The following is an 8,512-nucleotide window of genomic DNA, read 5'->3' on the forward strand; positions in this document are numbered from 1 at the left end:
AATTATCGGCGGCAGGAATTGACTTTTTCTATGCCTAATTTATTACAATTTTAGGCACTTCGTCCCTTTGATACACAAAAAAGATCTTTTGTCAATAGCGATCGCCGATTAAATTTCCGGTTAAACTGATAGGCTATTCCCTTGCTCAGAAGTGGCAAAATGCCGCTCGATCAGAGAGGGGACATCTTGGGGAGCCACCTGATTATAATGCTTTTTATCGGGCATAACCACCAGATTTGGTCCTTTTTTGCACTGTTTTAAACAGCCGGTTAATTTAATATTCACCGCTTCTCCCAGTCCTTTTTCCTCTAAACCACTCTCTAACCTTTGGCAAACTCTCGCACCGCCATTTTTCCAACAATCGGACTTCTGACAGATTAAGACGGTGGCTTTTTTAGCTTTTGCCGGGGCGACTTCTGGGGTTTTTTCGCCAGATAAATGCTCGATCCCTAGTACCCTCAGTTTTAATTTTCCCTTTTTTGAACAAAGACTACTTTCTCCCGTCACTTTTAGCCATGAGTGGAGAGCAATATTCAGAGGTATGTGGTCTCGCAGTGGTTTTTCGGGCTTAAACCAATATTCCCGTTTATCAACACTGATTCTCAGGTATTTTACCTTATATCCGTCCTTGAGGACAAAACCGAGGAATTGACCGACCACTTGAAAGGGAACCATGGTAGTTGCAGATTTTGACATACTTTCTCACTTTTTACTCTCAAATTGCTAATTTTTATCAAGGATTAGGCCTGCCAACAGGTTTCCAGCCAACCGATTAAACAGCCTCGGATCCTCTACCTGTCGCAGGACACTCCACAGCTGTAAAAGTTGAGCCGGTCCATCGATGCGAACCTGCAAAAGCTGATGGAGCCAGCATTTACATTCAATTTCTAGGGACTGGAGCCGGTGGTAGAGATGCCAGCGATCCCACGCACTAAGAGGGAAGATTTTCTCACCTTCCGATGGCCATTTGTCTATACTCATGGGGCTTTTAATTGAGAACTATTAGCAATATAAGTCTGGGCTAATGTTTTCAGTATAACCGACAAATGCAAATAATTATCAATAACCCGAAGAAAAAAAGTTACCCGGTAGCGGCGATCGGCTAAAATCTTGCTTGTCCGCTTTGCCGACAGGAATCCCTACCGCCTAGAATTGTCAAAGGGATAAAAATGGAGATAACAAGATTTATTGACGAAAATTATGGATAAAAAAGCTCAAAAAAACGATAATTCAGCAGTTCTCTATTTTGATGGTGGTTCTCGCGGCAATCCGGGGAGAGCAGCCGGTGCTGCGGTAATAGTTTTAGCCGAGGGCAATTCCTTGACTACGACTAGATATATGGAGAGAGCCACTAATAACGAGGCCGAATACACGGGATTGATTATTGGATTGGAAAAAGCCCAAGAATTAGGCTTAAAAAGCCTAGAAATTCGCGGAGACAGTCAATTAGTCATCAATCAAGTTAAGGGAGACTGGAAGGTAAAAAGCGATAGTTTACGTCCCTTTTATCAGCGTGCTTGTCAATTAGTCGCCCAATTTGATCGCATTAGCTGGCGCTGGATTGAACGAGCTAAAAATAGTTTGGCTGACGCTGCTGCTAATCACTGTATGGATGCGGCGAAAAAATCGCCCGAAAAAGCCAAGGAAGGGGAAACTAATGGCGATATTCTGCTCCAATCCCTGAAACCAATCCTCAATACCGAAGAATTCGTTTTCTCTTCCCTAACAGCCACAGGACTAGAACAGCTACAATTAACCCCTATCTGCCAATTTCGGGAAGAGGAAGGCATAACGGTGATTATTCCCCGTCAGCAAGCCGATCGCAGAGACTTACAGTACAAGTGTATTTATAGACAAATTACTCTTTCTGTGCATTCTAGTTTAGCGGCGGTGGGATTTTTAGCGGTGATTAGCAAGAAACTGGCCGAAGCGGCAATTAGCGTCAATGTCATTTCCGGTTATTATCACGATCATTTATTTATCCCTAGGGATAGGGTGACAGAAGCGATGGCTATTCTCGAAGAAATTAGCCGCTCATAACAGTTATCAGTTATCAGTTATCAGTTATCAGTTATCAGTTAGCAGTTAGCAGATGTGAGTTTTCAATTCACTCATTACTGTTCACTGTTCACTGTTCACTGAAAAAACAGGATTTATTATTATTTGCTCTCCTCCGAGGAATTTTTCACCGTTTCTTCTAGGAAAACTACCGGTTCTTTTTCCCGCTGCTGGGAGCGGATGATATCGATGGTACTTTTCAGCACACTAGCGATGGGAACTGCTATCAATAAACCGAGAATTCCTGCCACTTTGCCCCCGATAAAAAGAGATAGAATAATCCAGACGGGATTAAGTCCGATCATACCTCCCATTAACCGAGGGGCGATGACGTTATCATTAATTTGACCGACAATAACCGTCAGGGTCAAAACTTTTAATCCTAACCAAAAATCTTGAAACATCAGTAGGGTACTAATGCCAATAATGGTAAAAGCACTGGCAAAAGGAATTAGTGTAGTTAGACCGATCGCCACCCCGAATAATAGGGCATAATCGACCTTGAGAATCACAAAAACAAAGATTTGAGCAAGGCTGAGAATTCCCGCTAAAATGGTTTGACCGGCAAAATAGGTTTCAAAAGTTTGACGAATAATCGTTCTTAATTTGAAATTCCAGGGAGAGGGAATCCAGCTAAAAATTCCCTCCCAAATTTGTTCGCCATAGAGAACAAGAAAGACGGTGAGAACTAGAACAAAGAGAATGTTTAGGATACTGTTGATAGTTCCCAGCACAAAGCTGAGTAATTGAGTGCTAAGAGTTTGTAAAACGTTGGTGAGTCGTTCCGATAACTGGGTGATTGATTGCTCGATATAAATCGCATATTTCTGAGTTTTATCCCACTTTTCTAAATTTTGTATCTGTTCGGTTCCTGACTCGATCCACTGGGGCAAACTATTGATTAAACTGCTTAATTGTTCGACAATCTGCGGAATTAAAATTAAACCTAAAACGCCCAAAATTAATAGGGCAATTAAAAAGACAATAGCGATTGAACCACTGCGATTAACCCCGCGTCTTTGCAGCAGTTTGATGGGAACATCTAAGACAAAAGCTAGTAAACTAGCAGTGACAAAAATACTGACTAAGGGTTCTAGATAGCTAAATAATTGGAATAATAACCAGCCATTGAGAAATAAGAGCGGAAAAACTAGACTTAGCCGCAACCAACGAGGTAGTTGCTTAAAAAGCTCTATCATATAACTAATTTTGTCCTGAGATAGTATCGAGGTAAAAAGAGACTTTTCTAACCAGAAATCCTCTTTCAATCTAGCATCTCCTCGTTACTTTTCTAGTCTCAAGTAATCCCGAAACTCTTATCCTAACCCTATGGAGCTAAGCGGATTCGAACCGCTGACCCCCTCAATGCCATTGAGGTACTCTACCAACTGAGCTATAACCCCGCGAAGACCATTTTTGAATATAGCTTAAATAGAATCATTTTGTCAAGGGGGGACGAGAAAAAAATTTGTCAGACAAAAGGCGATCGCTGTTAAGACAATGGTAAAACAATCGCCCCCATTTAGACAGGAGCCGGAATTTGGGTTAAATAGGTTAAACAGTGACCCATGAGGAAATAAACTACTAACATAGCCGCTGCCGCCGCTGCTACTAAGGTTCCCGCCAGCATCAAGGAAAACTCTTGCTGGTCGAACGCTTGCTGCATCAGATGCAATGACCAGGCCACAAGACCGAGGTCAAAGATGAGAATCGGAACTAACATATTTTAAATTTTGTTAACTTTCCTCTATTCTAATACATAATTTTCCCCAGGGATAATCGGACTGAAGTTAAAAACAGGGATTTTTGCCGGTTTCTCGATCGGGGCTGTCAGCCGTCGGCCGTTAGCTTTCAGTAATAGGTCTAAACCTTGCTCTTCTGGGGTTGCAGCCTGAAGAAATTGGCAGTAACTAATAGCATTAACCGACTCAATCCCTAGATTAAGTTCTGCAAATCTGACCCTCATTTTCCCGGGCTAACGCACGGGTACTTGTTGATTTTGCAGATAATTTTTGACCTCAGCGATGGTTAATTGACCATAATGGAGTAAAGAAGCCAATAAAGCCGCTTCTGCCCGCCCTTCCGTCAATGCTTCGTAAATATGCTGACAATTACCCGCTCCTCCAGAGGCAATCACAGGAATCTCCACCCTTTCAGCGATCGCTTTTGTCAATTCCAGATCGTAACCCGCTTGCGTGCCGTCGGCATCCATACTGGTAACTAACAACTCACCTGCCCCGCGTTTTTCCACTTCTTGGGCCCATAATAAAGCATCAATACCCGTATTTTCGCGTCCACCCCGAACATAAACCTCCCAACCAGGGTTATGCTCATCCCTACGTCGTCTAGCATCGATCGCCACCACAATGCACTGTTTCCCAAAGCGATCGCTGGCTCGATCGAGCAATTCCGGCTCGCGCACGGCAGCCGAGTTAATGCTGACTTTATCGGCCCCGGCTCTTAACAAATTTTTAATATTTTCTAAGGATTGGATACCACCCCCCACGGTCAGAGGAATAAAAACCTGTTCCGCCGTGCGATAGACTACATCAATAATCGTGTCGCGATCTTCATGGGTAGCAGTAATATCAAGAAAAACCAACTCATCAGCCCCTGCCTGATTATACAAGCGGGCCAACTCCACGGGGTCGCCAGCATCCTGAAGATTGACGAAATTAACCCCTTTCACTACCCGACCTTTATTGACATCCAAACAAGGCAAAATCCGCTTCGCTAACATATCCTAGACTCTTGATTGTAACAATGGCCATCAAACGATCGCATAATTCCCCCCCGGCTGCCGAGGAAAATCTGCTCACCCCCAATCCCACTATAGAAGAAACGGAAAAAGCAGAAGCGCAGATTCGTCCGCAATCCCTAGAGGATTATATCGGTCAACAGGACTTAAAAGCTAATCTAAAAGTCACCATCGCGGCGGCCAAAGCTAGACAAGAAGCGATCGATCATTTGCTCTTCTACGGACCGCCGGGGTTAGGAAAAACCACCATGGCTTTAATTTTAGCGGCTGAGATGGGAGTAAATTGCCGCATTACTGCCGCCCCCGCTTTAGAGCGTCCCCGGGATATTACCGGCATCCTGATCAATCTTCAACCCCGGGATATTCTTTTTATCGACGAAATTCATCGACTGAATCGGGTAACGGAGGAGTTATTATACCCCGCGATGGAGGATTATCGCCTGGATGTGACGATTGGCAAGGGTCAAGCGGCGAAAATTCGCAGTATTTCTTTACCTCCCTTTACTTTAATCGGTGCTACTACCAAAGTTGGCTCTTTAACTTCCCCTTTGCGCGATCGTTTTGGCATGATTCAACGTCTGCGTTTCTATACAGTTGAGGAATTGACCACAATTATTCTCCGAAGTGCCACTATTTTTAATATTCCCATGACTGAAGCAGGTGCGATCGAAATTTCCCGTCGCAGTCGGGGAACTCCACGCATTGCCAATCGTTTATTAAAACGGGTGCGCGACTATGTACAGGTGAAGGGAGAAACTATGATCACCCCCCAGTTAGCCGCTGAGGGATTAAATCAATTAAATGTGGATTCTATGGGTTTAGATTGGACCGATCGATTAGTATTAAAGACGATGATCGAACAGTTTCAAGGCAGACCCGTGGGATTGGAAGCGGTAGCAGCAGCCACGGGGGAAGATGCCAAGACGATCGAGGAGGTCTATGAGCCTTATTTATTACAAATAGGTTATCTTAATCGTACTCCCCGGGGTCGCGTGGTGACGGCAGCCGCCTACGAACATTTAGGTTTACTGGCAAAATTGCCGAAAAATAAGGATCGGAGTTTACCTTTGTTTGAGTTCTAGTTTTCTAGATTGGATTAAGACCTTTAGACTTTTTGGCAATCAAAAAGTGTCGGTCATTGGAGTGAGCGGGGGGGGAAAATTCACACCCCACACCCCACACCCCACACCCCACACCCCACACCCCGCACCCCGCACCCCACACCCTGCCCCTAGGAACAACTTTCTCAGCCAACCCTAATTACCTGGGTTTCAGCTTACCCTTGTCTTTAAATACTGGCTTGACCGCGTCAAATCACACAAGACCTTGTGTAAAGGTCGTATGATCATGATCGTAGTAAGTTACATTGTTGCCATCGCTTGCCGCTTCTAATCGAGACTGTATTGGGATTGGTCAAAGCTAATTGCAATAGTGATCTTTTACAGTCCATATTTTTTAAGTCTGTTAGCGTGCTATGTCTGCCCTGAATAAAGAAAATCTTAAACTGGAAACTCTCACCCTGTTTCAAAAATACCAAAACACAGAAGATAATAAGTTCCGAGATCAAATTATCCGGTTAAACCTAGGATTAGTCAGAAAGGAGGCTCATCATTGGGTCAATCAATGCCATGAAAATTACGAAGATTTAGTGCAGGTTGGCTGTATGGGGCTAATTCAGGCGATCAGTCGTTTTGACAGCAGCAAAGGTCATGCTTTTAGTTCTTTCGCTATTCCCTATATTCGCGGCGAAATTCAACACTATCTGCGGGATAAAGGTTACACGGTTCGGATTCCTCGCCGTTGGTTAGATTTAGGCAGACAAGCAACAAATGTGCGTCGGGATTTTCAAACTGTCCACAATCGTCAACCCAATGATACGGAAATCTCCCTCGCTTTAAATATTTCGATCGAAGAATGGCAAGAGGTAAAACTGGCCTTCCAAAACCGTGAACCTCTTAGTCTCGATGCGACGGTTAATAGCGATGAGGATAATAATACTTGTTTAAAAGACATCGTTCCCGATCCCCGTTATCGCAGCTTTCAACTTTGTCAAGAGGATTGCATTCGTTTACAACAGGCACTGGCTCAATTAGAAGACAAAACCCGTCATATTCTCGAATTTGTCTTCCTTAAGGATCTTACTCAACGGGAAACCGCGGAACAATTAGGTATTAGTGTTGTCACTGTCTCCCGTCGGTTGAAAAAGGGTTTAGAAATGCTCAAGGAAACTATGGTTCAAGAAGCATTTTAGCAAAATTATCGGTTCTCAGCCCTTAAAATCCGAAAAAATCAGAAAAACGCCGAAAAAAACCTCAAAAACTCAATTTTTGCATCCCACTCTTAAAAACAACATTATTAAGAGTGGGATGCTCTCAGCTTATCTTTGCCCAAATAGCAGGTAATTTAAAACCCCGGCTAAATATTTATACTGCTCGATCGAATTATAGTAGTGAGCAGAAATTCTCACAATTAATGATGCTTCTCCCCAGGGAATTATCGGCACTTCGATCTGATATTTTTCCCACAGTTGTCTAGACAAATCTTCTGCTGCCCAAGCATAACTAGGAATGAGAATTGAAGACATCGATCCGATCATTGATTCTGGACAGGGATAATTGACCTCTAAGGCACGACAAAGCAAATTTCTGGCTTTTAAAACCAAATTACGATTTCTTGCCATCAGACCCAGTAAACCATCCATAGAGAGAGAATTTAAAAACTCGATCGCTTTTGGCACTGATAAATAAGCGGTGGGATCATCGGTTCCCATCCAAGCAAATTCTAGCTGAAAACGGGAGCGATCTTGTCGAGGAGAATTGGCCCCATGGCTAATAGTTAAAGGTCGAATTATTGCCTGTTTATCCCCGCGCACATAGAGAAAAGCAGCCCCCTTGGGACTACATAACCACTTATGACAATTAGCAGTATAATAGGTGGGATTAATTGCCCCGATATTCAGGGGTAAAAAACCTAAAGCATGAGCGCCATCGATGAGAGTATCAATACCTCGATTATTTAATTCTTGCACAATTTCTGCGATTGGCCAAATTAAGGCCGTGGGACTGGTGACATGATCTAAAACTACTAATTTGGTCCGGGGAGAAACAGATGCTAAAATTGCTTGACTAATTTCTAAAGGGGACTGCACAGGGAAGGGAATTTTAGCGATAATTACCTTTAATCCCCATCTGTTAGCTATATGTTTAACTGCATTAGCACAAGCATTATAGGTCTGATCGGTGATCAGAATTTCCTCATTTTCCTGAAAAGTGAGAGAATTTAACACCGCATTTACTGCTGTGGTTGCATTGGGAACAAAGACTAAATCATCGCTATTTACTCCCACTAAATCCGCTAATTTTTGCCTAGCAATATCTAATAAACCCTCTAATTCTCTCCCCAAAAATTCTAAAGGTTGTCTTTCCATTCGTTCCCGTAATTGTTGCTGATAATCCAAGACTATTCTAGGGGTGGCACCATAGGAACCGTGGTTGAGAAAATAAATATTATCGGGAATTAACCAAGAGTTTTTAGACATATTGAATTAATTTAATTTTATTGAGAACTAGAAAAAATAGCTGAGAAATTGCCTATGGTATTCAGCTTCTGACTAGCTAGTATATTAACGATGGATAATTGCAGTTATAAAAGTTTCTCCATCTATGGGAGGATGATTTTCGGGAGATTGATATTTTC

At 42.9% G+C, this 8,512-nt stretch carries 10 protein-coding genes and 1 tRNA gene; 3 read left to right on the forward strand and 8 right to left on the reverse strand.

Annotated elements, in window-relative coordinates; genetic code table 11:
* Positions 1-120: 120 nt before the first annotated feature.
* Positions 121-696, reverse strand: a complete 576-nt coding sequence (locus tag MICAI_RS00550) for a (2Fe-2S) ferredoxin domain-containing protein (RefSeq protein ID WP_008196192.1) — start codon at positions 694-696, stop codon at positions 121-123.
* Between the two features lie 27 nt (positions 697-723).
* Positions 724-981 (reverse strand): Asr1405/Asl0597 family protein, encoded by a 258-nt coding sequence (locus MICAI_RS00555; protein ID WP_008196194.1) that lies wholly within the window; start codon positions 979-981, stop codon positions 724-726.
* 219 nt (positions 982-1,200) lie between these two features.
* Between MICAI_RS00555 and MICAI_RS00560 the strand changes: the two genes are divergently transcribed.
* Positions 1,201-2,040 carry an ACT domain-containing protein gene (locus MICAI_RS00560; RefSeq protein ID WP_008196196.1) on the forward strand — a complete coding sequence of 280 codons (840 nt, stop codon included), beginning with the start codon at positions 1,201-1,203 and terminating at the stop codon, positions 2,038-2,040.
* Between the two features lie 119 nt (positions 2,041-2,159).
* On the opposite strand, the gene MICAI_RS00565 is transcribed toward MICAI_RS00560, so the two are convergent.
* The 5 genes from MICAI_RS00565 to hisF form a co-directional block, all read right to left on the reverse strand.
* Positions 2,160-3,257: an AI-2E family transporter gene (locus MICAI_RS00565; RefSeq protein ID WP_039899222.1), complete on the reverse strand. Its 1,098-nt coding sequence runs from the start codon at positions 3,255-3,257 to the stop codon at positions 2,160-2,162.
* A gap of 131 nt (positions 3,258-3,388) precedes the next feature.
* Positions 3,389-3,461: transfer RNA gene (locus MICAI_RS00570), tRNA-Ala, on the reverse strand.
* Between the two features lie 119 nt (positions 3,462-3,580).
* Positions 3,581-3,781 (reverse strand): hypothetical protein, encoded by a 201-nt coding sequence (locus tag MICAI_RS00575; RefSeq protein WP_008196202.1) that lies wholly within the window; start codon positions 3,779-3,781, stop codon positions 3,581-3,583.
* A 24-nt stretch (positions 3,782-3,805) separates the two neighbouring features.
* Complete coding sequence (locus tag MICAI_RS00580) at positions 3,806-4,024, reverse strand: hypothetical protein (protein WP_008196204.1); 219 nt, start codon at positions 4,022-4,024, stop codon at positions 3,806-3,808.
* Positions 4,025-4,033: 9 nt separating this feature from the next.
* Positions 4,034-4,798, reverse strand: a complete 765-nt coding sequence (hisF, locus tag MICAI_RS00585) for an imidazole glycerol phosphate synthase subunit HisF (RefSeq protein ID WP_008196207.1) — start codon at positions 4,796-4,798, stop codon at positions 4,034-4,036.
* A gap of 23 nt (positions 4,799-4,821) precedes the next feature.
* On the opposite strand from hisF, the gene ruvB reads away from it, so the two are divergent.
* Both ruvB and MICAI_RS00595 read left to right on the forward strand, forming a co-directional pair.
* Positions 4,822-5,898 (forward strand): Holliday junction branch migration DNA helicase RuvB, encoded by a 1,077-nt coding sequence (ruvB, locus tag MICAI_RS00590; protein WP_008196209.1) that lies wholly within the window; start codon positions 4,822-4,824, stop codon positions 5,896-5,898.
* Positions 5,899-6,290: 392 nt separating this feature from the next.
* Positions 6,291-7,067: an RNA polymerase sigma factor SigF gene (locus MICAI_RS00595; protein WP_008196211.1), complete on the forward strand. Its 777-nt coding sequence runs from the start codon at positions 6,291-6,293 to the stop codon at positions 7,065-7,067.
* 126 nt (positions 7,068-7,193) lie between these two features.
* Here MICAI_RS00595 and MICAI_RS00600 read toward each other — a convergent pair whose 3' ends face one another.
* Positions 7,194-8,354: an aminotransferase class V-fold PLP-dependent enzyme gene (locus MICAI_RS00600; RefSeq protein ID WP_008196213.1), complete on the reverse strand. Its 1,161-nt coding sequence runs from the start codon at positions 8,352-8,354 to the stop codon at positions 7,194-7,196.
* Positions 8,355-8,512: the final 158 nt, after the last annotated feature.

Source organism: Microcystis sp. T1-4, from assembly GCF_000297435.1.
Lineage (GTDB): Bacteria > Cyanobacteriota > Cyanobacteriia > Cyanobacteriales > Microcystaceae > Microcystis.